This window comes from Streptomyces litchfieldiae (genome assembly GCF_031845365.1).
In the GTDB taxonomy this organism is placed as follows: domain Bacteria; phylum Actinomycetota; class Actinomycetes; order Streptomycetales; family Streptomycetaceae; genus Streptomyces; species Streptomyces litchfieldiae.
Map to the genome: position 1 here is coordinate 78,119 of NZ_JAVREL010000018.1, position 23,666 is coordinate 101,784.

35 protein-coding genes and 1 pseudogene are annotated in these 23,666 nt (G+C 69.5%); 34 read left to right on the plus strand and 2 right to left on the minus strand.

Features of this window, described 5'->3' with window-relative positions:
• Positions 1–3 precede the first annotated feature (3 nt).
• The 29 genes from rplB (at position 4) to truA (ending at position 16,643) form a co-directional block, all read left to right on the plus strand.
• The gene (rplB, locus tag RM590_RS26405; protein WP_311707221.1) at positions 4–840 is read left to right on the plus strand and encodes a 50S ribosomal protein L2; all 837 of its coding nucleotides are present in this window, start codon (positions 4–6) and stop codon (positions 838–840) included.
• Positions 841–852: 12 nt separating this feature from the next.
• Complete coding sequence (gene rpsS / locus RM590_RS26410; RefSeq protein ID WP_086158595.1) at positions 853–1,134, plus strand: 30S ribosomal protein S19; 282 nt, start codon at positions 853–855, stop codon at positions 1,132–1,134.
• Between the two features lie 41 nt (positions 1,135–1,175).
• Positions 1,176–1,523, plus strand: coding sequence for a 50S ribosomal protein L22 (gene rplV, locus RM590_RS26415; RefSeq protein ID WP_311707222.1), 348 nt, complete (start codon positions 1,176–1,178; stop codon positions 1,521–1,523).
• Positions 1,523–2,374, plus strand: coding sequence for a 30S ribosomal protein S3 (gene rpsC / locus RM590_RS26420; RefSeq protein ID WP_311707223.1), 852 nt, complete (start codon positions 1,523–1,525; stop codon positions 2,372–2,374). Before rplV ends, rpsC begins: the two co-directional genes overlap by 1 nt.
• A gap of 4 nt (positions 2,375–2,378) precedes the next feature.
• Positions 2,379–2,798, plus strand: coding sequence for a 50S ribosomal protein L16 (rplP, locus tag RM590_RS26425; RefSeq protein WP_059012870.1), 420 nt, complete (start codon positions 2,379–2,381; stop codon positions 2,796–2,798).
• Complete coding sequence (gene rpmC, locus RM590_RS26430; protein WP_311707224.1) at positions 2,798–3,043, plus strand: 50S ribosomal protein L29; 246 nt, start codon at positions 2,798–2,800, stop codon at positions 3,041–3,043. The genes rplP and rpmC overlap by 1 nt, the downstream gene beginning before the upstream one ends.
• Positions 3,043–3,324: a 30S ribosomal protein S17 gene (gene rpsQ, locus RM590_RS26435; protein ID WP_052849161.1), complete on the plus strand. Its 282-nt coding sequence runs from the start codon at positions 3,043–3,045 to the stop codon at positions 3,322–3,324. Before rpmC ends, rpsQ begins: the two co-directional genes overlap by 1 nt.
• Positions 3,325–3,327: 3 nt before the next feature.
• Complete coding sequence (rplN, locus tag RM590_RS26440) at positions 3,328–3,696, plus strand: 50S ribosomal protein L14 (protein WP_086158585.1); 369 nt, start codon at positions 3,328–3,330, stop codon at positions 3,694–3,696.
• A gap of 2 nt (positions 3,697–3,698) precedes the next feature.
• Entirely contained in the window at positions 3,699–4,022 is a 324-nt protein-coding gene (rplX, locus tag RM590_RS26445; protein ID WP_311707225.1) for a 50S ribosomal protein L24, read from the plus strand.
• Positions 4,022–4,585 carry a 50S ribosomal protein L5 gene (gene rplE, locus RM590_RS26450; RefSeq protein WP_311707226.1) on the plus strand — a complete coding sequence of 188 codons (564 nt, stop codon included), beginning with the start codon at positions 4,022–4,024 and terminating at the stop codon, positions 4,583–4,585. The genes rplX and rplE overlap by 1 nt, the downstream gene beginning before the upstream one ends.
• A gap of 3 nt (positions 4,586–4,588) precedes the next feature.
• Positions 4,589–4,774 carry a type Z 30S ribosomal protein S14 gene (locus tag RM590_RS26455; RefSeq protein WP_311707227.1) on the plus strand — a complete coding sequence of 62 codons (186 nt, stop codon included), beginning with the start codon at positions 4,589–4,591 and terminating at the stop codon, positions 4,772–4,774.
• An 81-nt stretch (positions 4,775–4,855) separates the two neighbouring features.
• Positions 4,856–5,254 carry a 30S ribosomal protein S8 gene (gene rpsH, locus RM590_RS26460; RefSeq protein ID WP_311707228.1) on the plus strand — a complete coding sequence of 133 codons (399 nt, stop codon included), beginning with the start codon at positions 4,856–4,858 and terminating at the stop codon, positions 5,252–5,254.
• Between the two features lie 22 nt (positions 5,255–5,276).
• Positions 5,277–5,816 (plus strand): 50S ribosomal protein L6, encoded by a 540-nt coding sequence (gene rplF, locus RM590_RS26465; RefSeq protein WP_311707229.1) that lies wholly within the window; start codon positions 5,277–5,279, stop codon positions 5,814–5,816.
• Between the two features lie 2 nt (positions 5,817–5,818).
• Positions 5,819–6,202, plus strand: a complete 384-nt coding sequence (rplR, locus tag RM590_RS26470; RefSeq protein ID WP_311707230.1) for a 50S ribosomal protein L18 — start codon at positions 5,819–5,821, stop codon at positions 6,200–6,202.
• A gap of 37 nt (positions 6,203–6,239) precedes the next feature.
• Positions 6,240–6,842 (plus strand): 30S ribosomal protein S5, encoded by a 603-nt coding sequence (gene rpsE / locus RM590_RS26475; protein WP_120698204.1) that lies wholly within the window; start codon positions 6,240–6,242, stop codon positions 6,840–6,842.
• Positions 6,842–7,024 (plus strand): 50S ribosomal protein L30, encoded by a 183-nt coding sequence (rpmD, locus tag RM590_RS26480; protein ID WP_311707231.1) that lies wholly within the window; start codon positions 6,842–6,844, stop codon positions 7,022–7,024. The genes rpsE and rpmD overlap by 1 nt, the downstream gene beginning before the upstream one ends.
• Position 7,025: 1 nt before the next feature.
• Positions 7,026–7,511, plus strand: a complete 486-nt coding sequence (gene rplO / locus RM590_RS26485) for a 50S ribosomal protein L15 (protein ID WP_311707232.1) — start codon at positions 7,026–7,028, stop codon at positions 7,509–7,511.
• Between the two features lie 181 nt (positions 7,512–7,692).
• Positions 7,693–9,018 (plus strand): preprotein translocase subunit SecY, encoded by a 1,326-nt coding sequence (gene secY / locus RM590_RS26490; protein ID WP_311707233.1) that lies wholly within the window; start codon positions 7,693–7,695, stop codon positions 9,016–9,018.
• Positions 9,018–9,674 (plus strand): adenylate kinase, encoded by a 657-nt coding sequence (locus RM590_RS26495; RefSeq protein ID WP_311707234.1) that lies wholly within the window; start codon positions 9,018–9,020, stop codon positions 9,672–9,674. The genes secY and RM590_RS26495 overlap by 1 nt, the downstream gene beginning before the upstream one ends.
• An 11-nt stretch (positions 9,675–9,685) precedes the next feature.
• A complete protein-coding gene (map, locus tag RM590_RS26500; protein ID WP_311707235.1) occupies positions 9,686–10,522 on the plus strand; it encodes a type I methionyl aminopeptidase in 837 nt (278 codons plus the stop codon).
• A 134-nt stretch (positions 10,523–10,656) separates the two neighbouring features.
• Positions 10,657–10,878 carry a translation initiation factor IF-1 gene (infA, locus tag RM590_RS26505; RefSeq protein WP_003948620.1) on the plus strand — a complete coding sequence of 74 codons (222 nt, stop codon included), beginning with the start codon at positions 10,657–10,659 and terminating at the stop codon, positions 10,876–10,878.
• Between the two features lie 36 nt (positions 10,879–10,914).
• Positions 10,915–11,028 (plus strand): 50S ribosomal protein L36, encoded by a 114-nt coding sequence (gene rpmJ, locus RM590_RS26510; RefSeq protein WP_049567412.1) that lies wholly within the window; start codon positions 10,915–10,917, stop codon positions 11,026–11,028.
• A 166-nt stretch (positions 11,029–11,194) separates the two neighbouring features.
• Complete coding sequence (gene rpsM / locus RM590_RS26515; RefSeq protein WP_311707236.1) at positions 11,195–11,575, plus strand: 30S ribosomal protein S13; 381 nt, start codon at positions 11,195–11,197, stop codon at positions 11,573–11,575.
• Between the two features lie 65 nt (positions 11,576–11,640).
• Positions 11,641–12,045, plus strand: coding sequence for a 30S ribosomal protein S11 (gene rpsK, locus RM590_RS26520; protein ID WP_311707237.1), 405 nt, complete (start codon positions 11,641–11,643; stop codon positions 12,043–12,045).
• Between the two features lie 28 nt (positions 12,046–12,073).
• Complete coding sequence (gene rpsD / locus RM590_RS26525; RefSeq protein ID WP_311707238.1) at positions 12,074–12,700, plus strand: 30S ribosomal protein S4; 627 nt, start codon at positions 12,074–12,076, stop codon at positions 12,698–12,700.
• 126 nt (positions 12,701–12,826) lie between these two features.
• Positions 12,827–13,849: a DNA-directed RNA polymerase subunit alpha gene (locus RM590_RS26530; protein WP_122182063.1), complete on the plus strand. Its 1,023-nt coding sequence runs from the start codon at positions 12,827–12,829 to the stop codon at positions 13,847–13,849.
• Between the two features lie 113 nt (positions 13,850–13,962).
• Positions 13,963–14,490 carry a 50S ribosomal protein L17 gene (gene rplQ / locus RM590_RS26535; protein WP_311707239.1) on the plus strand — a complete coding sequence of 176 codons (528 nt, stop codon included), beginning with the start codon at positions 13,963–13,965 and terminating at the stop codon, positions 14,488–14,490.
• A 181-nt stretch (positions 14,491–14,671) separates the two neighbouring features.
• Entirely contained in the window at positions 14,672–15,727 is a 1,056-nt protein-coding gene (locus RM590_RS26540) for a GDSL-type esterase/lipase family protein (RefSeq protein ID WP_311707240.1), read from the plus strand.
• 58 nt (positions 15,728–15,785) lie between these two features.
• Positions 15,786–16,643: a tRNA pseudouridine(38-40) synthase TruA gene (truA, locus tag RM590_RS26545; RefSeq protein WP_311707241.1), complete on the plus strand. Its 858-nt coding sequence runs from the start codon at positions 15,786–15,788 to the stop codon at positions 16,641–16,643.
• Positions 16,644–16,652: 9 nt separating this feature from the next.
• Here truA and RM590_RS26550 read toward each other — a convergent pair whose 3' ends face one another.
• Positions 16,653–17,522 carry a hypothetical protein gene (locus RM590_RS26550; RefSeq protein WP_311707242.1) on the minus strand — a complete coding sequence of 290 codons (870 nt, stop codon included), beginning with the start codon at positions 17,520–17,522 and terminating at the stop codon, positions 16,653–16,655.
• A gap of 116 nt (positions 17,523–17,638) precedes the next feature.
• Between RM590_RS26550 and RM590_RS26555 the strand changes: the two genes are divergently transcribed.
• From RM590_RS26555 to glmM, 4 genes are all read left to right on the plus strand, one after another.
• Positions 17,639–19,258 carry an ABC-F family ATP-binding cassette domain-containing protein gene (locus tag RM590_RS26555; RefSeq protein ID WP_311707243.1) on the plus strand — a complete coding sequence of 540 codons (1,620 nt, stop codon included), beginning with the start codon at positions 17,639–17,641 and terminating at the stop codon, positions 19,256–19,258.
• Between the two features lie 234 nt (positions 19,259–19,492).
• Positions 19,493–19,936 carry a 50S ribosomal protein L13 gene (gene rplM, locus RM590_RS26560; RefSeq protein WP_311707244.1) on the plus strand — a complete coding sequence of 148 codons (444 nt, stop codon included), beginning with the start codon at positions 19,493–19,495 and terminating at the stop codon, positions 19,934–19,936.
• A 41-nt stretch (positions 19,937–19,977) separates the two neighbouring features.
• A complete protein-coding gene (rpsI, locus tag RM590_RS26565; protein WP_311707245.1) occupies positions 19,978–20,487 on the plus strand; it encodes a 30S ribosomal protein S9 in 510 nt (169 codons plus the stop codon).
• A 125-nt stretch (positions 20,488–20,612) separates the two neighbouring features.
• Positions 20,613–21,971, plus strand: coding sequence for a phosphoglucosamine mutase (glmM, locus tag RM590_RS26570; RefSeq protein WP_311707246.1), 1,359 nt, complete (start codon positions 20,613–20,615; stop codon positions 21,969–21,971).
• A gap of 52 nt (positions 21,972–22,023) precedes the next feature.
• Here glmM and coaA read toward each other — a convergent pair whose 3' ends face one another.
• Entirely contained in the window at positions 22,024–22,959 is a 936-nt protein-coding gene (gene coaA, locus RM590_RS26575; RefSeq protein WP_311707247.1) for a type I pantothenate kinase, read from the minus strand.
• A gap of 34 nt (positions 22,960–22,993) precedes the next feature.
• On the opposite strand from coaA, the pseudogene RM590_RS26580 reads away from it, so the two are divergent.
• Positions 22,994–23,659 (plus strand): annotated as a pseudogene (locus RM590_RS26580) (glutamine--fructose-6-phosphate transaminase (isomerizing)); the annotation flags it as partial.
• Positions 23,660–23,666: the final 7 nt, after the last annotated feature.

Below are 23,666 nucleotides of genomic sequence, written 5' to 3' on the forward strand. Positions count from 1 at the left end.
GAAATGGGAATCCGCAAGTACAAGCCGACGACTCCGGGCCGTCGTGGTGCCAGCGTCGCCGACTTCGTCGAGGTCACGCGGTCCACGCCGGAGAAGTCGCTGGTCCGCCCCCTGCACAGCAAGGGTGGCCGGGACAACGCCGGTCGTGTGGCCGTGCGTCACCAGGGTGGTGGCCACAAGCGTGCCTACCGTCTGATCGACTTCCGCCGGCACGACAAGGACGGTGTGCCGGCCAAGGTCGCGCACATCGAGTACGACCCGAACCGCACCGCTCGCATCGCGCTGCTCCACTACGCGGACGGCGAGAAGCGTTACATCATCGCGCCGGCCACCCTCAAGCAGGGCGACCGCGTGGAGAACGGGCCGGGCGCCGACATCAAGCCGGGCAACAACCTGCCGCTGCGCAACATCCCGGTGGGTACCGTCATCCACGCCATCGAGCTCCAGCCCGGCGGCGGCGCGAAGTTCGCCCGCTCCGCCGGTGCCTCGGTGCAGCTCCTGGCCAAGGAGGGCCGCATGGCCCACCTGCGCATGCCGTCCGGTGAGATCCGGCTGGTCGACGTCCGCTGCCGCGCCACCATCGGCGAGGTCGGCAACGCCGAGCAGTCGAACATCAACTGGGGCAAGGCCGGCCGGATGCGCTGGAAGGGCGTCCGGCCGAGCGTCCGCGGCGTCGTGATGAACCCCGTCGACCACCCGCACGGTGGTGGTGAGGGCCGGACCTCGGGTGGCCGCCACCCGGTCTCGCCCTGGGGAAAGAAGGAAGGCCGTACGCGCTCGCCGAAGAAGGCCAGCAACAAGTACATCGTCCGCCGCCGCAAGACGAACAAGAAGCGCTAGGAGCAGGTTGCGATGCCACGCAGTCTGAAGAAGGGGCCCTTCGTCGACGACCACCTGATCAAGAAGGTGGACGCTCAGAACGAAGCCGGTACCAAGAACGTCATCAAGACCTGGTCGCGCCGCTCGATGATCGTCCCGGCGATGCTGGGCCACACCATCGCGGTGCACGACGGCCGTAAGCATGTCCCGGTGTTCATCAACGAGTCGATGGTCGGCCACAAGCTCGGCGAGTTCGCGCCGACTCGTACCTTCCGTGGCCACGTGAAGGACGACCGCAAGTCGCGTCGGCGCTGAGCGGGGGTGTGCAGATCATGACCGACACTGAAGGGGCAACCATGGAAGCCAGGGCTATCGCGCGGTACATCCGCGTCACGCCCATGAAGGCCCGCCGTGTGGTGGACCTCATCCGTGGCCTGGACGCCACGGAGGCTCAGGCGGTCCTGCGCTTCGCCCCGCAGGCCGCCAGCGTTCCGGTGGGGAAGGTGCTCGACAGCGCCATCGCCAACGCCGCGCACAACTACAACCACACGGACGTCGACACCCTCTACATCAAGGAGGCGTACGTCGACGAGGGCCCGACCCTGAAGCGGTTCCGGCCGCGTGCCCAGGGCCGCGCCTACCGGATCCGTAAGCGGACCAGCCACATCACGGTGGTCGTCAGCAGCAAGGAAGGGACCCGGTAATGGGCCAGAAGGTAAACCCGCACGGGTTCCGTCTCGGCGTCACGACCGACTTCAAGTCGCGCTGGTACGCCGACAAGCTGTACAAGGACTACGTCAAGGAAGACGTCGCCATTCGCCGCATGCTCACGCAGGGCATGGAGCGCGCCGGCATCTCCAAGGTGGAGATCGAGCGCACCCGTGACCGCGTCCGCGTCGACGTCCACACCGCCCGGCCGGGCATCGTCATCGGCCGCCGCGGCGCGGAGGCCGACCGGCTCCGGGGGAACCTGGAGAAGCTGACCGGCAAGCAGATCCAGTTCAACATCCTCGAGGTCAAGAACCCCGAGCTGGACGCCCAGCTCGTGGCCCAGGCGGTCGCCGAGCAGCTCTCGTCCCGCGTCTCCTTCCGCCGTGCCATGCGCAAGTCGATGCAGAGCACGATGAAGGCCGGGGCCAAGGGCATCAAGATCCAGTGCGGCGGCCGTCTCGGCGGCGCCGAGATGTCCCGCTCCGAGTTCTACCGCGAGGGCCGGGTTCCGCTGCACACGCTGCGCGCCAACGTGGACTACGGCTTCTTCGAGGCCCGCACCACCTTCGGTCGCATCGGCGTGAAGGTCTGGATCTACAAGGGCGACGTGAAGAACATCGCCGAGGTCCGCGCCGAGAACGCGGCCGCCCGGGCGGGCAACCGTCCCGCGCGCGGTGGCGCCGGTGGCGGCGACCGCCCCGCCCGTGGTCGTGGCGAGCGCGGTGGCCGCGGACGCAGGCCGCAGCAGCAGGGCGCGCCGGCCGCCGAGGCTCCCAAGGCCGAGGCCCCCGCCGCTGCCGCTCCGGCCGAGGGCACGGGCACGGGCACGGGAACGGAGAGCTGAGACCATGCTGATTCCTCGCAAGGTCAAGTACCGCAAGCAGCACCACCCCAAGCGCAAGGGTGCTGCCAAGGGTGGTACCGAGGTCGCCTTCGGTGAGTACGGCATCCAGGCCGTCACCGGCGCCTATGTGACGAACCGGCAGATCGAGGCCGCGCGTATCTCGATGACCCGGCACATCAAGCGTGGCGGCAAGGTGTGGATCAACATCTACCCCGACCGCCCGCTGACCAAGAAGCCCGCCGAGACCCGCATGGGTTCCGGCAAGGGTTCGCCGGAGTGGTGGATCGCGAACGTCAAGCCCGGGCGCGTGATGTTCGAGCTGTCCTACCCGAACGAGAAGATCGCTCGTGAGGCGCTCATCCGCGCCGCGCACAAGCTCCCGATGAAGTGCCGGATCGTCCGGCGCGAGGCAGGTGAGGCGTGATGGCTGCCGGTACCAAGGTCGCCGAGCTGCGGGAGCTGAACAACGAGGAGCTCGTTGTGAAGCTGCGCGAGGCGAAGGAGGAGCTGTTCAGGCTCCGCTTCCAGGCGGCGACCGGCCAGCTGGAGAACAACAGCCGGCTGAAGGCCGTCCGCAAGGACATCGCCCGGATCTACACCGTGATGCAGGAGCGTGCGCTCGGCATCGAGACGGTGGAGCCCGTCGCCGAGGCGGTGGAGAACGCCTGATGAGTGAGAAGACTGTGACTGAGACGACTGAGCGCGGCCGGCGGAAGACCCGCGAGGGTCTGGTCGTCAGCGACAAGATGGACAAGACCGTCGTTGTCGCTGTCGAGGACCGGGTCAAGCACGCCCTGTACGGCAAGATCATCCGCCGCACGAGCAAGCTCAAGGCGCATGACGAGCAGAATGCCGCCGGCGTCGGTGACCGCGTTCTTCTGATGGAGACCCGTCCGCTGTCCGCGACCAAGCGCTGGCGCGTCGTGGAGATTCTGGAGAAGGCGAAGTAACCAATGATCCAGCAGGAGTCGCGACTGCGCGTCGCCGACAACACAGGTGCGAAGGAGATCCTCTGCATCCGTGTTCTCGGCGGATCCGGGCGCCGCTACGCGGGCATCGGTGACGTCATCGTGGCCACCGTCAAGGACGCGATCCCCGGTGGCAACGTGAAGAAGGGCGATGTCGTCAAGGCTGTCATCGTGCGCGCCGTCAAGGAGCGCCGTCGGCCGGACGGTTCGTACATCCGCTTCGACGAGAACGCGGCCGTCATTCTCCGGAACGACGGCGACCCCCGTGGCACCCGTATTTTCGGCCCGGTGGGCCGTGAGCTGCGCGAGAAGAAGTTCATGAAGATCATCTCGCTCGCGCCGGAGGTGCTGTAAGCATGAAGATCAAGAAGGGTGACCTGGTCCAGGTCATCACCGGCAAGGACAGGGGCAAGCAGGGCAAGGTCATCGTGGCTTACCCGCGCGAGGACCGGGTCCTGGTCGAGGGTGTCAACCGGGTCAAGAAGCACGTGAAGGCCGGTACGACCCCGCGCGGTTCCAAGACCGGCGGGATCATCACGACCGAGGCCCCGATCCACGTGAGCAATGTCGCGCTCGTGGTGGAGAAGGACGGCAAGAAGGTCACCACCCGTATCGGCTACCGCTTCGACGAGAACGGCAACAAGATCCGCGTTGCCCGCCGGACCGGCGAGGACATCTGATGACCACTGCCACCACCACCGCGCCGCGTCTCAAGACGCGCTACCGCGAAGAGATCGTCGGCAAGCTGCGTGACGAGTTCGCCTACCCGAACGTCATGCAGGTGCCTGGCCTGACCAAGATCGTGGTCAACATGGGTGTGGGCGAGGCCGCCCGCGACTCCAAGCTGATCGAGGGCGCCGTGCGCGACCTCGCCACGATCACCGGCCAGAAGGCCACCGTGACCAAGGCCCGCAAGTCCATCGCGCAGTTCAAGCTGCGCGAGGGGCAGCCGATCGGTGCCCACGTGACCCTGCGTGGCGACCGGATGTGGGAGTTCCTGGACCGGCTGCTGTCGCTGGCGCTGCCGCGGATCCGTGACTTCCGCGGTCTGTCGCCGAAGCAGTTCGACGGCCGGGGCAACTACACCTTCGGTCTCACGGAGCAGGTCATGTTCCACGAGATCGACCCCGACCGGATCGACCGGGTCCGGGGCATGGACATCACCGTGGTCACCACGGCGAACACCGACGAGGAGGGCCGCAGCCTGCTGCGTCACCTCGGATTCCCCTTCAAGGAGGCGTGAGCTGTGGCGAAGAAGGCTCTCATCGCCAAGGCCACCCGCAAGCCGAAGTTCGCCGTGCGTGCCTACACGCGCTGCCAGCGCTGCGGTCGGCCCCATTCCGTGTACCGCAAGTTCGGCCTGTGCCGCGTGTGCCTTCGTGAGATGGCCCACCGCGGCGAACTGCCGGGCGTCACCAAGAGCTCCTGGTAACCACTGACTACGCCGTAGGTCCCGCGTGTGTGGAAGTACACGTACGAGGAAACCCCGGCGAGAGAGGCCGAAGGCCGTTTCATGACCATGACCGATCCGATCGCAGACATGCTCACCCGTCTGCGGAACGCGAACTCGGCGTACCACGACACCGTCGTGATGCCGCACAGCAAGATCAAGTCGCACATCGCGGAGATCCTCCAGCAGGAGGGCTACATCACCGGCTGGAAGACCGAGGAGGCCCAGGTGGGCCGGCACTTGGTCCTCGAGCTGAAGTACGGCCCCAACCGCGAGCGCTCGATCGCCGGCATCAAGCGGATCTCGAAGCCGGGCCTGCGGGTCTACGCGAAGTCCACCAACCTGCCGAAGGTGCTCGGCGGCCTGGGCGTGGCGATCATCTCCACGTCCAACGGGCTGCTCACCGACAAGCAGGCGCAGAAGAAGGGCGTAGGTGGGGAAGTCCTCGCCTACGTCTGGTGACGAAGGGAACGGAGGAACAGCCATGTCGCGTATTGGCAAGCAGCCGATCCCGGTTCCCGCCGGCGTGGACGTCAGCATCGATGGCCGCACGGTCGAGGTGAAGGGCCCGAAGGGCGTCCTGTCGCACACCGTCGCGTCGCCCATCGAGGTGACCCGGGGTGAGGACGGCGCCATCCTGGTGACCCGTCCGAACGACGAGAACAAGAACCGTGCCCTGCACGGCCTGTCCCGGACGCTCGTCGCCAACATGGTCACCGGCGTGACCGAGGGTTACATCAAGAAGCTGGAGATCAGCGGAGTCGGTTACCGAGTTCAGGCCAAGGGCTCCAACCTGGAGTTCTCGCTGGGCTACAGCCACCCGATCCTCGTGGAGCCCCCGGAGGGCATCGCGTTCAAGGTCGAGAACCCGACTCGTTTCAGCGTCGAGGGCATCGACAAGCAGAAGGTCGGCGAGACCGCGGCGAAGATTCGCAAGCTGCGCAAGCCCGACCCGTACAAGGCCAAGGGCGTGAAGTACGAGGGCGAAGTCATCCGCCGCAAGGTCGGAAAGGCTGGTAAGTAGCCATGGCATACGGTGTCAAGATCGCCAAGGGTGACGCGCGGAAGCGGGCCGCGATCAAGCGGCGCCACGTGCGCATCCGGAAGAAGATCTCGGGTACGCCCGAGCGTCCGCGCCTGGTCGTGACGCGGTCCAACCGCCACATGGTGGCGCAGGTCGTGGACGACAGCATCGGCCACACGCTCGCCTCCGCCTCCTCGCTGGATGTGTCCATCCGGGGTGCCGAGGGCGACAAGAGCGACAAGGCCAAGCAGGTGGGCGCGCTCGTCGCGGAGCGCGCCAAGGCCGCTGGTGTCGAGGCCGTGGTGTTCGACCGTGGTGGCAGCCGGTACGCCGGCCGCGTCGCCGCGCTTGCCGACGCCGCACGCGAGGCGGGGCTCAAGTTCTGAGCCGGTCCCGTCGACTGAATCGAGAGAGGTAATTCCAATGGCTGGACCCCAGCGCCGCGGTGGCGGCGCCGGTGGCGGCGAGCGGCGGGACCGTAAGGGCCGGGACGGCGGCGCTGCCGCCGAGAAGACCGCGTACGTCGAACGCGTCGTCGCGATCAACCGCGTCGCCAAGGTTGTGAAGGGTGGTCGTCGCTTCAGCTTCACCGCGCTGGTCGTGGTGGGCGACGGTGACGGCACCGTGGGTGTCGGATACGGCAAGGCCAAGGAGGTGCCGGCCGCCATCGCCAAGGGCGTTGAGGAGGCCAAGAAGCACTTCTTCAAGGTCCCCCGGATCCAGGGCACCATCCCGCACCCGATCCAGGGCGAGGAGGCCGCGGGCATCGTTCTGCTGAAGCCGGCCTCGCCCGGTACCGGTGTGATCGCCGGTGGCCCGGTGCGCGCCGTGCTGGAGTGCGCGGGCATTCACGACGTGCTGAGCAAGTCGCTCGGCTCGTCGAACCCGATCAACATCGTGCACGCCACGGTGGCCGCTCTGAAGGGACTTCAGCGTCCCGAGGAGATCGCCGCCCGTCGTGGCCTGCCGCTGGAGGACGTGGCTCCCGCCGCTCTGCTGCGGGCCCGCGCCGGAGTGGGTGCGTGATGGCTCGGCTGAAGATCACGCAGGTCAAGTCCCGTATCGGGAGCAAGCAGAACCACCGTGAAACGCTGCGCTCGCTCGGGCTGCGGCGTATCAACGACGTGGTCGTCAAGGAGGACCGGCCGGAGATCCGCGGCATGGCCAACACCGTGCGGCATCTGGTGACGGTCGAGGAGGTGGACTGACGTGGCCGAACTCGCCAAGAACGAGAGCGCGGAGAGCGCGCCGCTCAAGCTCCATGACCTCCGGCCCGCGCCGGGCGCCAAGAAGGCCAAGGTCCGGGTGGGCCGTGGTGAGGCGTCCAAGGGCAAGACCGCGGGCCGCGGTACCAAGGGCACCAAGGCCCGGTACCAGGTCAAGGCGGGCTTCGAGGGCGGGCAGTTGCCGCTGATCATGCGGCTGCCGAAGCTCAAGGGCTTCAAGAACCCGGCCCACAAGCAGTTCCAGGTCGTCAACCTGGAGAAGCTGGCCGCGCTTTACCCGGAGGGCGGCGAGGTGACCGTGGCCGACCTGGTCGCCAAGGGCGCCGTGCGGAAGAACGAACTGGTCAAGGTGCTTGGCAGCGGCGAGATCTCGGTGGCGCTGACGGTGACGGTGGATGCCGTCTCCACCTCCGCCAAGGAGAAGATCACCGCGGCGGGCGGTACCGTCACCGAGCTCCTGAGCCGGTGACCGGTTGGCCGGAAGTGTGAGTGACCGGGGGTGCCTGAGTGATAGGCATCCCCGGTCAGTCGTTCCGGCCCGGCACATACGCCGGTAAGGTGGCGTCCGTTGTCGTCACCAGATCTGTCATATCCGTTGGACTTCAAGACCGTCACCTCTCGCGCTCACCGCGGGGGGCGCAGGAGGAGCCGTGCTCACCGCGTTCGCCCGGGCGTTTCAGACGCCCGACCTGCGTAAGAAGCTGCTCTTCACCCTCGGCATCGTCGTGGTGTTCCGGTTTGGCCAGCATGTGCCGGTACCGGGGGTCAGCTTCCAGAACGTCGATCAGTGTGTGGAGGAGGCCGACGCCTCGGGCGCGGGCTCCGGCCTGTTCGGTCTGGTCAATATGTTCAGCGGCGGGGCGCTGCTGCAACTGACCATCTTCGCGCTCGGAATCATGCCCTACATCACCGCGAGCATCATCCTTCAGTTGCTTGTCGTGGTGATCCCGCGGCTGGAGGCGCTGAAGAAGGAGGGCCAGTCCGGTCAGGCGAAGATCACGCAGTACACGCGTTATCTGACGATGGCTCTGGCCGTGCTCCAGGCCACCGGCCTGGTGGCGACCGCCCGCAGCGGCACCCTCTTCCCGCAGTGCACCGTCCGGAACGACATCATCCCGGACGATTCCATCTTCACGACGCTCGTCATGGTCATCGCCCTGACGTCGGCCACCGCGCTCATCATGTGGATGGGTGAGCTGATCACCGACCGGGGTATCGGTAACGGCATGTCCATGCTGATGTTCGTGTCCATCGCCGCGGGCTTCCCCGCCGCGCTGTGGCAGATCAAGCAGCAGGGCAGCCTGGCCGACGGCTGGATCGAGTTCGGCGTGGTCGTCGCCTGTGGTCTGGCGATGGTCGGCCTCGTCGTCTTCGTCGAGCTGGCCCAGCGCCGCATCCCCGTGCAGTACGCCAAGCGCATGATCGGCCGCCGCTCCTACGGCGGCACCTCGACCTACATCCCCCTCAAGGTCAACCAGGCCGGTGTGATCCCCGTCATCTTCGCGTCCTCGCTGCTCTACATCCCGCAGTTGCTGGTGCAGTTCGCCGGTACCGACTCGGGCGGCTGGGCGGACTGGGTGCAGCGGTACTTCACCGACGGTGACCACCCCTACTACATCGTCACGTACTTCCTGCTCATCGTCTTCTTCGCGTTCTTCTACGTGGCCATCACCTTCAACCCGGAGGACGTGGCCGAAAACATGAAGAAGTATGGTGGATTCATCCCGGGAATCCGGGCGGGCCGACCCACGGTGGAGTACCTGAGCTACGTGCTGAACCGCATCACCTGGCCCGGATCGCTCTATCTGGGTCTCATCGCCCTGGTGCCCACCGTGGCGCTGGTGATGTTCGACGCGCAGCAGGACTTCCCGTTCGGTGGTACCTCCATCCTGATCATCGTGGGTGTCGGCCTGGAAACGGTGCGGCAGATTGAGAGTCAGCTTCACCAGCGCAATTACGAAGGGTTCCTCCGCTGATGCGAATCGTCCTCGTCGGACCGCCGGGCGCGGGCAAGGGCACGCAGGCTGCCCTGCTCGCCGAGCGCCTTGGCATTCCGCACATCTCCACCGGTGATCTCTTCCGGGCCAATGTGAGCCAGGGCACCGACCTCGGAAAGCAGGTCGACGCCATCCTGCGCGAGGGCGGCCTGGTACCGGACGAGATCACCGTGGCGATGGCCGCGGACCGGATGGCGCAGCCGGACGCCGAGGACGGATTTCTGCTGGACGGCTTCCCCCGCAACATCGCCCAGGCCAAGTCCCTGGACGCCCTGCTGGCGGAGTCGGGCCAGCGGCTGGACGCGGTGCTGGACCTGGAGGTCCCCGAGGACGAGGTGGTCCGGCGCATCGCCGGCCGCCGCACCTGCCGCAAGGACAGCAGCCACACGTTCCACGTGCAGAACAAGCCGCCGCGGGAGCCCGACGTCTGCGACATCTGCGGCGGGGAGCTGTACCAGCGGGAGGACGACCGCGAGGAGACCGTGCGCAAGCGGCTCGCGGTCTACCACGAGGAGACCGAGCCGATCATCGGCTACTACAGCGAGCAGGGCCTGGTCTCCACGATCTCGGCCCTGGCTCCCGTGCCCGAGGTGACCCGGCGGGCGCTGGCCGTCCTGCCCGAGCGCGCCGCGTAGCGAGGATTCCCATGGTGGAGATCAAGACTCCCGAGCAGATCGCGAAGATGCGCGCGGCCGGTCTCGTCGTCGCCGAGATACACCGCAGGTGCGCCGAGGCGGCGACCCCCGGGGCCTCGACCAAGGACCTGGACGACATCGCCGCCCAGGTGCTGGCGGAGCGCGACGCCAAGCCGAACTTCCTCGGCTACGGCGGCTTCCCCGCGACCATCTGCACCTCGGTGAACGACGTGGTGGTGCACGGCATCCCCGACCGGGAGACCGTGCTCAAGGCCGGCGACATCATCTCCATCGACGCCGGCGCGATCGTGGACGGCTGGCACGCGGACGCCGCGCTGACGGTCTTCGTCGGCGACGGCCACGCGGCCCAGCTCCACGAGCTCAGCCGGGTGACCGAGGAGTCCCTGTGGGCCGGTATCGCGGCGATGCGCCGCGGGAACCGGCTGGTGGACATCTCCAAGGCCATCGAGTCCTACGTCCGCCGCCAGCCGCTGCCCGCCTCCGGCAAGTACGGGATCATCGAGAGCTACGGCGGCCACGGCATCGGCAGCGAGATGCACATGGATCCCCACCTGCTGAACTACGTGGACCGCCGGCGCGGCCGGGGCCCCCGGCTGGTGCCCGGGCTCTGCCTGGCGATCGAGCCCATGCTCTCGCTCGGCACCGCGAAGACCCATGTGCTGGCCGACGAGTGGACCGTGAAGACGAACGACGGCACCTGGGCGGCGCACTGGGAGCACTCGGTGGCGCTCACCGAGGAGGGCCCGCTGGTGCTGACCGCCGTGGACGGCGGCCGGGCCAAGCTCGCGGCGCTCGGCGTCACAGCCGCCCCGGATCCGTTGGCTTAACGATCTCCCCACCGGGGAAAAGATCATGGATTCGTCTTTTTGAGTGGGGTGCCGTAGACTGGCTAGTCGGTCCTGTGCACCCGTCTGCCCGGGGCCATCCAGGTAGCCGATCCCGGAAGGTGAAGCGCTCAAGCATGGCCAAAAAACAAGGGGCCATCGAGATCGAGGGCACCGTCGTCGAGTCCCTGCCGAACGCGATGTTCAAGGTGGAGCTCCAGAACGGGCACCAGGTTCTCGCGCACATCAGCGGCAAGATGCGGATGCACTACATCCGTATTCTTCCCGACGACCGGGTCGTGGTGGAGCTCTCTCCCTACGACCTGACCCGCGGGCGGATCGTCTACCGCTACAAGTAAATCAAGCAGATCACGACCCGGAGAGCCTCACATCACATGAAGGTCAGGCCGAGCGTCAAGAAGATCTGCGACAAGTGCAAGGTGATCCGCCGCCACGGGCGCGTCATGGTCATCTGCGAGAACCTGCGCCACAAGCAGCGCCAGGGCTGACCGCACTTTCGTAGTTCTTCGCGCGACACATGGATATCGCAGTCACCCGACCCCTCGCTCAGCGCGGGGACGACACCCCCGGTCGGAGGCCGGGGACCCGACCCTGCGGTCGGGAACGGTGCTGCGGCAGACCTCCGCTTTACGCAAAAATTCAGGAGCCACACCTATGGCACGCCTCGCAGGCGTCGATCTCCCGCGCGACAAGCGCGTCGAGGTCGCTCTCACCTACGTCTTCGGCATCGGGCGCACCCTTGCCAAGGAGACCCTCTCCAACACCGGGGTGAACCCGGACACGCGCGTGCGTGACCTCGGCGAGGAGGACCTCGTCAAGATCCGCGAGTACGTGGACAACAACATCAAGACCGAGGGTGACCTCCGGCGCGAGATTCAGGCCGACATCCGTCGCAAGGTCGAGATCCAGTGCTACGAGGGGCTGCGTCACCGCCGTGGCCTGCCCGTCCACGGCCAGCGCACCAAGACCAACGCCCGCACCCGCAAGGGCCCGCGTCGCGCGATCGCCGGCAAGAAGAAGCCGGGCAAGAAGTAGTCCGCACGGACGCTGACAGCGGTCCGTGCACCAGGACCGACCACCTCCACGGGAGTTAAGACCACATGCCTCCAAAGGGCCGTACTTCCGGCGCCAAGAAGGTGCGCCGCAAGGAAAAGAAGAACGTCGCTCACGGGCACGCCCACATCAAGAGCACGTTCAACAACACCATCGTCTCGATCACCGACCCCACCGGGAACGTGATCTCCTGGGCCTCCGCCGGTCACGTCGGCTTCAAGGGGTCGCGGAAGTCGACGCCGTTCGCCGCGCAGATGGCCGCGGAGAACGCCGCGCGCCGCGCGCAGGAGCACGGGATGCGCAAGGTCGACGTCTTCGTCAAGGGTCCCGGCTCCGGCCGTGAGACCGCGATCCGCTCCCTCCAGGCCACCGGCCTCGAGGTGGGCTCGATCCAGGACGTGACCCCGACCCCGCACAACGGCTGCCGCCCGCCCAAGCGCCGCCGCGTCTGACCAGGTGAAGTAGGAGACGAAGAGAACTATGGCGCGTTACACCGGGGCCGACTGCAAGCGTTGCCGTCGGGAGAAGCAGAAGCTCTTTCTCAAGGGAGCCAAGTGCGAGAGCGCTAAGTGCCCGATCGAGATCCGTCCTTACCCCCCGGGTGAGCACGGACGCGGGCGCACCAAGGACAGCGAGTACCTGCTCCAGAAGCGCGAGAAGCAGAAGTGCGCGCGCATCTACGGAGTGCTGGAGAAGCAGTTCCGCGGTTACTACAACGAGGCGAACCGCCAGTCGGGCAAGACGGGTGAGAACCTGCTCCGCATCCTGGAGTCCCGCCTCGACAACGTGGTCTACCGGGCCGGCTTCGCCAAGTCCCGCGACCACGCCCGGCAGCTCGTCCGGCACGGTCACATCCTGATCAACGGCCGGAAGAACGACATCCCGTCCGCCCGCGTCTCGCCGAACGACATCGTCGAGGTCCGCGAGTCCTCCCGTAACCTGACCCCCTTCCAGGTGGCCATGGCGGAGGCCGGGGACAGGACCGTTCCGGCGTGGCTGGAGGCCATTCCCTCCCGGCTGCGGATCCTCGTTCACTCGCTGCCCGAGCGCCAGGTGATTGACACCCAGGTGCAGGAGCAGCTCATCGTCGAGCTCTACTCGAAGTAAGCCCGGCACCACCACGGGCGCGGGCGGAGCCGCGTACTTCGCGCGGCTCCGCCCGTACCCTTGACGTACACACATTGTCTGGCTCGGCATCAAATAGCGGTTGCCGAAGACTGGAGTGAACCCACCATGCTGATCGCTCAGCGCCCGTCCCTGACCGAAGAGGTCGTCGACGAATTCCGTTCCCGGTTCGTGATCGAGCCGCTGGAGCCGGGCTTCGGCTACACCCTCGGCAACTCCCTGCGGCGCACGCTGCTCTCGTCCATCCCCGGCGCGGCTGTCACCAGCATCCGCATCGACGGGGTGCTGCACGAGTTCACCACCGTGCCGGGCGTCAAGGAGGACGTCACCGACCTGATCCTCAACATCAAGCAGCTCGTCGTCTCCTCCGAGCACGACGAGCCGGTCGTGATGTACCTGCGCAAGCAGGGTCCGGGTCTGGTGACCGCGGCGGACATCGCCCCGCCGGCCGGCGTCGAGGTGCACAACCCCGACCTGGTCCTGGCCACCCTGAACAACAAGGGCAAGCTGGAGATGGAGCTGACCGTCGAGCGCGGTCGCGGCTACGTCTCCGCCGTGCAGAACAAGCAGGTCGGCCAGGAGATCGGCCGTATCCCGGTCGACTCCATCTACAGCCCGGTGCTGAAGGTCACCTACAAGGTGGAGGCCACCCGCGTCGAGCAGCGCACCGACTTCGACAAGCTCATCGTCGACGTCGAGACCAAGGAGGCCATGCGGCCGCGCGACGCGATGGCGTCGGCCGGCAAGACCCTGGTCGAGCTGTTCGGCCTGGCGCGTGAGCTGAACGTCGACGCCGAGGGCATCGACATGGGCCCGTCCCCGACGGACGCCGCGCTCGCCGCCGACCTGGCGCTGCCGATCGAGGAGCTGGAGCTCACGGTCCGCTCCTACAACTGCCTCAAGCGCGAGGGCATCCACTCGGTGGGCGAGCTGGTGGCCCGTTCCGAGGCGGACCTGCTCGACATCCGCAACTTCGGCGCCAAGTCGATCGACGAGGTCAAGGCGAAGCTGGCCGGCATGGGCCTGGCCCTGAAGGACAGCCCGCCCGGATTCGACCCGACCACCGCGGCCGACGCGTTCGGCGCGGAGGACGAGGGCGACACCGGCTTCGCGGAGACCGAGCAGTACTGACCGGCTCCGGCGGGGTGACCCGCCGGGGACCGTGTGCCGGGGGCCGTCCCCGGGGCACGCACGCTGACACCGGTACCTGATCCGGCCGGTGCAGAAGATGACAGGAGAGAGAGATGCCGACGCCTACCAAGGGTCGCAGGCTGGGTGGCGGCGCCGCCCACGAGCGGATGATGGTGGCGAACCTCGCCACCGCGCTGTTCGAGCACGGCCGCATCACCACCACCGTTGCCAAGGCCCGGCGGCTGCGTCCGGTGGCCGAGCGTCTGATCACCAAGGCGAAGAAGGGCGACCTGCACAACCGTCGCCAGGTGATGCAGACCATCCGTGACAAGAGCGTGGTCCACACGCTGTTCACGGAGATCGGGCCCAAGTTCGCCAACCGGCCCGGCGGCTACACCCGTATCACCAAGATCGGCCCGCGCCGCGGGGACAACGCCCCCATGGCCGTCATCGAGCTGGTCGAGGCGCTGACCGTGCAGCAGGAGGCGGTCGGCGAGGCCGAGGGCGCCACCCGGCGCGCGGCCAAGGAGGCCGAGACCAAGAAGGCCGCCGAGACCGCGCCGGAGGCGGAGGCCACCGAGGCGGCCGAGGCCGCCGACGAGTCGAAGGACGAGTCGGGCGAGGAGAAGAAGGACGCCTGACCGCGTCTCGACGCTCCCACGCGCGTGACAGGGTCCGCCTTCCCCCATGGGGAGGCGGGCCCTTCGCCTGTCCGGCGGCCGGGGCCGCGCGTTGAATCTTGACGGATCACGTTCAATAGTGCATTGATGCGATTGGGAGCGCTCCCACCCCTGATCCCTTCAGCCCCGAAGGAGCCGCACCGTGCGCACCACTCGCCTTCCCCGGGCGATCCTCGCCGTTCTGGCCCTGATCGCCGCCCTCCTCGCCCTCCAGCCCGCCTCCTCGGCGGCCGCGGCCGAGCCAGTTCGTATCATGCCGCTGGGGGACTCCATCACCGGCTCGCCCGGCTGCTGGCGCGCGACCCTCTGGAACGACCTCCAGGCCGCGGGCTACACGGACCTCGACTTCGTCGGCACGCTGGGCCCGCAGGGCTGTGGCGTCGCGCACGACGGCGACAACGAGGGCCACGGCGGCATCCTGGCCACCAACATGGCCGCGCAGAACCAGCTTCCCGCCTGGCTGTCCGCCACCTCGCCGGATGTGGTGCTGATGCACCTGGGCACCAACGACGTCTGGAGCAACCGCTCGCCGGTCGCCATCCTGAGCGCGTTCACCACGCTGGTGAACCAGATGCGGGCCAACAACCCGAACATGACCGTCCTGGTCGCCCAGATCATCCCGATGAACCCCAGCAGTTGTGCCGAGTGCGCCCAGCGCACCGTGAACTTCAACGCCGCGATCCCGGCGTGGGCGGCCGGGATCAGCACCAGCGCCTCGCCGGTGCGCGTGGTGGACCACTGGACCGGCTTCAACACCGCGACCGACACCTACGACGGCGTCCACCCCAACGCGGCGGGCGACGGCAAGATGGCCGACCGCTGGTTCGACGCGCTCACCGGCGTGCTGACCCCCTCCGACCCGGGCGAGGACCCGGGTGAGGAGCCGGGCGAGGGCTCGCTGTGCACGGCCGCCGCCACCACCGCCGGCTCCTGGAACGGCGGCTGGCAGGGCGAGGTGACGGTCACCAACACCGGTGACGCCGCCCTCACCGGCTGGTCGGTCCACGTCGCGCTGCCCACCGGCGCCCGGATCAGCCAGGTCTGGGGCGGCACACTCAACGCCTCCACCGGCACCGTGACGAACGCCTCCTGGAACGGCTCCCTGGCGCCCGGCGCCACGGCGAGCTTCGGCTACATCGCCGCGGCGCCCGCCGGTACCGCGGCCGCCGCAACGGTGAGCTGCACGGCCGCGGCCTGAGCCGCCCGCGGCCCCCGGGCGCGTTCCGCCCGGGGGCCGCGGTGAGAGGATCGGCGGTGTGAGTGACGACCGCGATCTCGTACCCCCCGGACAGGTCCGGGTGCGCCTGGACCTGTCCTACGACGGCGCCGGCTTCTCCGGCTGGGCGCGGCAGGAAGGGCGCCGCACCGTCCAGGGGGAGGTGGAGGAGGCGCTGCGGATCGTGACGCGCGCGCCGGAGCGTTTCGAGCTCACCGTGGCCGGCCGGACGGACGCCGGCGTGCACGCCCGGGGGCAGGTGGCGCACGTGGATCTGCCGGCGGAGGTGTGGGCGGAGCAGCGCGGCCGGCTCGTGCGCCGGCTCGCCGGGCGGCTGCCGCACGATGTCCGGGTCTGGCGGGCCGAGGAGGCGCCCGCGTACTTCAACGCCCGCTTCTCCGCGGTCTGGCGGCGTTACGCCTATCGCGTCTCCGACCACCCGGGCGGGGTCGATCCGCTGCTGCGCGGGCACGTTCTGTGGCACAACTGGCCGCTGGACGTGGCCGCGATGAACGAGGCGTCCGAACTGCTCCTGGGGGAACACGACTTCGCGGCGTTCTGCAAGCGGCGGGAGGGCGCGACCACGATCCGCGCGCTGCGGGAGCTGCGCTGGGAGCGGCGGCCGGACGGCATCGTGGAGGGCACGGTGCGGGCCGACGCGTTCTGCCACAACATGGTGCGTTCGCTGGTCGGCGCGCTGCTCTTCGTGGGGGACGGGCACCGGCCGCCGTCCTGGCCGGCGGCGGTGCTGGGGGCCCGGGTGCGGGACTCGGCGGTGCACGTGGTGCGGCCGCACGGGCTGACGCTGGAGGAGGTGGCCTACCCGGCGGACGCCCGGCTGGCCGAGCGCAACCTCCAGGCGCGGCGCCGGCGCACGCTCGCCGACGCCGCGGGGTAGTTCAGCGGCTCAGCCGTTCTGCTGGCGCTGGCGCTCCTCGACGAGGGCGCTGGCGGAGGCGGACGCCTGGGCCTCGCCGCGCTGGATGATGCGGTTGAACGCGTGCTGGTCGCCGTCGCGGGCGGCCTGCTGGGCGGGTGTGCCGTCGCCGCTGTCGGGGGAGCCGTCGCCGTTGCCCGCGATGGTGAAGTAGGTGTAGCGGCCGACCTGGTTGGTCGTGGTCCGGCAGCCGCCCTGCTGGCAGAACGCGGGGGCGTCGCCGCCGGTGAGCGGGAGCAGGTTCCCGGTGGCGGCCTCGCGGGCGGCCACGGCGTCCTCCTCCGAGCCGAACTGCGCCACCCCGACCGTCACGGCCACGCCGCCGCCGGTGTACGTGGCGCGCAGCAGCGTGGTGCAGCCGTGCTCCCCGAGGACGGCGCCGAGCTCGGGGCTGGCGGCGTCGGCGCAGGAGGCGGCGGCCTCGGTGGCGACCTTCGTGTAGGACCGGTCGTCGATGTCCATCGTGTCCCCGGTGAAGAAGCTCTCCAGGTCGAACGGGGCGGTGTCCTTGTCGGCGTCCGATATGAACTCGCGCGGCTGCGGCAGGGGAGGCAGCGTCCGCTCGTCGAAGGACGGCTCGGCGTCGGGGCTGTCGGACGGCAGGTCGGAGGGGTCGGGCAGGGCGGAGGAGGCGTTGTCGGAGGGGCTTCCGTCGCCGCTCTGGTTGACGATGGCGAGAGCCACCACCACGCCGATGACCACGGCCGCCGCCGCGGAGAAGATGATGATCGAGGTCCGGCGTCGGCCGCGGCGCCGTTCCGCGTCGGCCGCGAGCGCGTCCCAGTCCGGCGTGTTCGATCCCCCTGGGGTCCAGCCGGAACCCCCCTGCCCGTAGCTCATGGCGGAAGCTTAATGGGAACCGGGCGTGGGGGAACTCCTGGGCCGGGGAACGGAAGAGGGGCGCGCGGGCCGGGAAACCGGTTGGGATTCCGGGCGGGGACCAGCAGACTCGGCGCATGGGACATGTGGAAGCGGCGCACGTGCGGTACGACCTGCCGGACGGCCGCGTGCTGCTGGACGACATCTCGTTCCGGGTGGGGGAGGGCGAGGCCGCCGCGCTGGTGGGCGCCAACGGGGCCGGGAAGACGACGCTGCTGCGGCTGGTGGCCGGGGACCTGAAGCCGGCGGAGGGGATCGTCACCGTCAGCGGGGGGCTCGGGGTGATGCCGCAGTTCGTGGGGAGCGTGCGCGACGAGCGGTCCGTTCGCGACCTGCTGGTCTCGGTCGCGCCGCCGCGGATCCGGACGGCGGCGCTCGCGGTGGACGCCGCCGAGCTGGCGGTGATGACCGCCGACGACGAGCCGGCGCAGCTCGCGTACGCGCAGGCGCTCGCCGACTGGGCCGAGGTCCGCGGCTACGAGGCCGAGACGCTGTGGGACATGTGCACCATGGCCGCGCTGGGGGTGCCGTACGAACGTGCCCAGTGGCGGCAGGTGCGCACGCTGTCGGGCGGGGAGCAGAAGCGGCTGGTCCTGGAGGCGCTGCTGCGCGGCGGCGACCAGGTGCTGCTGCTGGACGAGCCGGACAACTATCTGGACGTGCCCGGCAAGCGGTGGCTGGAGGAGCGGCTGCGGGAGACGGCCAAGACCGTGCTGTTCGTCTCGCACGACCGGGAGCTGCTGGCGCGTTCCGCGCGGAAGATCATCAGCGTGGAGCCGGGTCCGGCCGGGTCGGACGTCTGGGTGCACGGCGGCGGGTTCGGCACGTACCACGAGGCGCGCGAGCGGCGCTTCGAGCGGTTCGAGGAGCTGCGGCGGCGCTGGGACGAGCAGCGGGCGCGGCTGAAACGGCTGGTGGCGGACCTGCGGCAGTACGCCGCGCGCAGCGACGAGATGGCCTCCCGGTACAAGGCGGCGCAGACGCGGCTGCGGAAGTTCGAGGAGGCCGGGCCGCCGCAGGAGCCGCCGCGCAAGCAGAACATCCGGATGCGGCTGCGCGGCGGGCGCACCGGGGTGCGGGCCTTCACCTGCGCCGGGCTGGAGCTGACCGGGCTGATGCGGCCGTTCGACCTGGAGGTCTTCTACGGGGAGCGGGTCGCGGTGCTCGGGGCCAACGGTTCGGGCAAGTCGCACTTCCTGCGGCTGCTCGCGGGGGAGGACGTGGCGCACACGGGCGCGTGGAAGACGGGGGCGCGCGTCGTTCCCGGGCACTTCGCGCAGACGCACGCGCACCCGGAGCTGCTGGGCCGCACGCTGCTGGACATCCTGTGGACGGAGCACGCGCTGGACCGGGGCGCGGCGACCTCGGCGCTGCGGCGCTACGAGATGGACCGGCAGGCGCAGCAGCCGTTCGACCGGCTCTCGGGCGGGCAGCAGGCCCGGTTCCAGATCCTGCTGCTGGAGCTCGGCGGGGCGACGGCGCTGCTGCTGGACGAGCCGACGGACAACCTGGACCTGGAGAGCGCCGAGGCGCTCCAGGAGGGGCTGGAGGCGTACGAGGGGACGGTGCTGGCCGTCACGCACGACCGGTGGTTCGCCCGGTCCTTCGACCGCTATCTGCTCTTCGGCGCGGACGGGGTGGTGCGGGAGGTGCCGGAGCCGGTGTGGGACGAGGACCGGGTGGCCCGAGACCGCTGAGCGGGACCCGTTTTGACCCCGGCGGGGGGCGGACAGTACTCTGCAATGTCGAAACAATGAAAAATCATGCGTATGGCTTGTCTCGATCTCACGTGAGGGGCCTTGCGCCGGTCCACCAGGATGATTGCCAGCGGTCGGCACCCGGTTTGCGTCGCCGGGGTGCGGCCTTGTCTGCCGTGATCATCGGGTGACCTTGTCAGGATCCCAACACAGAAGAAGCGAAGGCTACGACCCGTGCGTACGTTCAGCCCCAAGCCCGGCGACATTCAGCGTCAGTGGCACGTCATCGACGCCGCCGATGTCGTGCTGGGCCGTCTGGCCTCCCAGGCCGCCACCCTTCTGCGGGGCAAGCACAAGCCGGTGTACGCGCCGCACGTTGACACCGGTGACTTCGTCATCATCGTCAACGCCGACAAGGTGCACCTGTCCGGCAACAAGCGGACCCAGAAGCTGGCCTACCGCCACTCCGGCTACCCGGGCGGTCTGCGGTCCGTCCGGTATGAGGACCTCCTCAAGAACAACCCGGAGAAGGCCGTCGAGAAGGCGGTCAAGGGCATGCTCCCGAAGAACACCCTCGGCCGTCAGATGTTCTCGAAGCTGAAGGTGTACGCGGGGCCGGAGCACCCGCACGCCGCTCAGCGGCCCGTTCCGTTCGAGATCACCCAGGTCGCGCAGTAGTCGGCCACTGTCTTTAGACGAAAGAGAATCTGAGGAGAATCGTGGCCGAGCCCACCCCTGAGTCCCTTGACGCCGAGGTCCCCGAGGTCGAGGAGTACACGACCGAGAGCACGCCGGAGGAGTTCGCCGGCACCGAGACGGTGAGCGCCCGCTTCGGCGACCCGCTGCCCGGCGCCGGCACCGGCCGCCGGAAGAACGCGATCGCGCGCGTGCGCATCGTTCCCGGCAGCGGCAAGTGGAAGATCAACGGCCGCACCCTGGAGGGGTACTTCCCCAACAAGGTGCACCAGCAGTCCGTGAACGAGCCCTTCAAGGTCCTTGAGCTCGACGAGCGGTACGACGTCGTCGCCCGTATCTCCGGCGGCGGCATCTCCGGCCAGGCCGGCGCGCTGCGCCTCGGCGTGGCCCGCGCCCTCAACGAGGCCGACGTGGACAACAACCGCGGCCCGCTGAAGAAGGCCGGCTTCCTGACCCGTGACGCCCGTGCGGTCGAGCGGAAGAAGGCCGGTCTGAAGAAGGCGCGCAAGGGGACGCAGTACAGCAAGCGCTAAGTCCCCCGGAGCGACCTCGCCGAGGATCTTTTTGCTGACGCCCCGACAGCACATCCGTGCTGTCGGGGCTCCCCTTTTATAGGGTCAACGCGACGGCCGCTCTCGTGAAAATCGGAGGAAATACTGTGGGACGACTCTTCGGCACCGATGGCGTGCGCGGCGTCGCCAACGCGGATCTCACGGCCGAGATGGCGCTTGGGCTGTCCGTAGCGGCGGCGAGCGTGCTCGCCGGGACCGGGGGAGAGCCCGGGCGGCGGCCGCTGGCCGTGGTGGGCCGCGACCCCCGGGCGTCGGGGGAGTTCCTGGAGGCGGCCGTGGTGGCCGGGCTCGCCAGCGCGGGCGTGGACGTGATGCGGGTGGGCGTGCTGCCGACCCCGGCGGTGGCGTATCTGACCGGCTCGCTGGACGCGGACTTCGGCGTGATGCTCTCGGCCAGCCACAACCCGATGCCGGACAACGGCATCAAGTTCTTCGCCGGCGGCGGGCACAAACTGGCCGACGAGCTGGAGGACCGCATCGAGGCGGCGTACTGGGACCACGCGGCGGGCCTGCCGTGGGACCGCCCGGTGGGCGCGGGCGTGGGCCGCGTCACCGAGTACGACGAGGGCTTCGACGCGTACGTCGCGCACCTGGTGGGGGTGCTGCCGCACCGGCTGGACGGGCTGAAGGTCGTCGTGGACGCCGCGCACGGCGCGGCCTCGCGGGTCGCGCCCGAGGCGTTCACCCGCGCCGGCGCGGAGGTCATCACGATCGGCGCCGAGCCGGACGGGCTCAACATCAACGACGGCTACGGCTCCACGCATCCGGGCGCGCTGCGGGCGGCCGTTCCGGCGCACGGCGCGGACCTGGGCATCGCGGTGGACGGCGACGCGGACCGCTGCCTGGCCGTGGACGGCACGGGCGCGGACGTGGACGGCGACCAGATCCTGGCCGTGCTGGGCCTGGCCATGCGGGAGGCGGGGACGCTGCGGCACGACACGGTGGTGGCCACCGTGATGTCCAACCTCGGCTTCGCGCTGGCCATGGAGCGGGAGGGGCTGCGGCTGCGCCAGACGGCGGTCGGGGACCGCTATGTGCTGGAGGAGATGAAGCGCGGCGGGTTCTCGCTGGGCGGGGAGCAGTCCGGGCACGTGATCGTCCTGGACCACGCCACCACGGGCGACGGGACGCTGACCGGGCTGCTGCTGGCCGCCCGGGTCGCGGCGACGGGCCGGCCGCTCACCGAACTGGCGGGCGTGATGGAACGGCTGCCGCAGGTGCTGATCAACGTGCCGGACGTGGACCGGACCCGGGTCGGCGACAGCCGCGAGCTGGCCGAGGCGGTGGCCGAGGCCGAGCGGCAGCTCGGCGAGACCGGGCGCGTGCTGCTGCGGCCCTCGGGCACGGAGCCGCTGGTGCGCGTGATGGTGGAGGCCGCGGACGCGGCGCAGGCCCGGGCCGTGGCCGCGGGGCTGGCGGACGCGGTGAAGTCGGCCCTGGGTTAGGTGCTGTCACCCGCCCCCGGCCGGCCGGGGGCGGGCGAACTGCCGGGCGGGGTCAGAGCTTTCGCAGGCGGAGCCGGCGGACCGTGTGGTCGGCCGCCTTCTGGAGGACCAGCGTGGCCCGACCCCGGGTCGGGGCGATATTCCGCACCAGATTCGGCTCGTTGATGTTCCGCCAATTGTTCCGGCCGTACTCCATCGCCTCCTCCTCCCCGACCTCGGCGTATTTGCGGAAGTAGGAGCCGGGGTTCTGGAATGCGGTGGCGCGGAGTTTTCTGAAGCGGTCCAGATACCAGTCGCGGATATCCGCCGTCCTGGCGTCGACGTATACCGAGAAGTCGAAGTAGTCCGCCAGGCCGACGTGGCCGGGCGGCGCGGGCTGGAGGACGTTCAGGCCCTCCAGGATCAGTATGTCCGGGCGGCGCACGGTCAGCCGTTCGCCGGGGACGATGTCGTAGGTGAGGTGGGAGTAGACCGGCGCGCTCACCTCCGGGCGGCCCGCCTTCACCTCCGCCACGAAACGGGTCAGCGCGCGGCGGTCGTAGGACTCGGGGAAGCCCTTGCGCGTCATCAGGCCACGCCGGTCCAGCTCCGCGTTCGGCAGCAGGAAGCCGTCGGTGGTGACCAGTTCGACGCGGGGGTGCTCGGGCCAGCGGGCCAGCAGCTCCCGCAGCAGCCGGGAGACCGTGGACTTGCCGACCGCGACGCTGCCCGCCACCGCGATGACGAACGGGGTCGCGGGCTGCGGGCCGCCGAGGAACGTGCTGACGGCGGCGCGCAGTTGACCGGTGGCGCCGACGTAGAGGTTGAGCAGCCGGGACAGCGGCAGATAGACCTCCCGGACCTCCGTGAGGTCGACCACGTCGCCCAGGCCCCGCAGCCGTTCCACCTCCTCGGCGGTGAGCGGCAGCGGGGTGCGGGCGCGCAGCGCGCTCCACTCGGCGCGGCTGAGATCGACGTACGGGGTCGGCTGCTGGAGCGAGGTTGCCACGCGATCATTCTCCTCGCCCGGCTAGTCTGCCCGCATGTGCGGGATGGTCGGTTACGTGGGAGCGCAGGCGCAGTCCGCCCTGGAGGTGGTGCTGGCCGGTCTCGGGCGGCTGGAACGGCCCGGTTACGACTCGTCGGGCGTGGCCGTGCTCGCGGACGGCGGGCTCGCGGCGGCCCGGACGGCGGGGCCGCTGTCGGCGCTGCGCGAGGTGCTGGACCGGCGCCCGCTGGCCACGGGCGGCACCGCGATCGGGCACCTGCGGCAGGCCACGCACGGCCCGCCCACCGAGGGCAACGCGCATCCGCAACTCGACAACGCCGGGCGCGTGGCCGTGGTGCACGACGGCCGCATCGACAACCACGCCGAGCTGCGCGCCGAACTGGCCGGGCGCGGGCACCGGCTGGCCTCCGACACCGACACGGAGGTGGCCGCGCATCTGCTGGCCGAGGCGTTCTCCTCGTGCGCCGACCTGGGCGAGGCGATGCGCCAGGTGTGCCGGTCGCTGCGCGGCTCGTTCGCCCTGCTGGCCGTGCACGCCGATGAGCCGGACACGGTGGCGGGCGCGTGCGGGGGGGAGCCGCTGGCCGTGGGGGAGGGCGACGGCGAGTCGTTCCTCGCCTCGGACCCGGTGGCCTTCGCGGGCGAGGCGCGGGAGGTGGTGGTCCTGCCGGCGGACCATGTGGTGCTGCTGCGCCGGGAGTTCGACG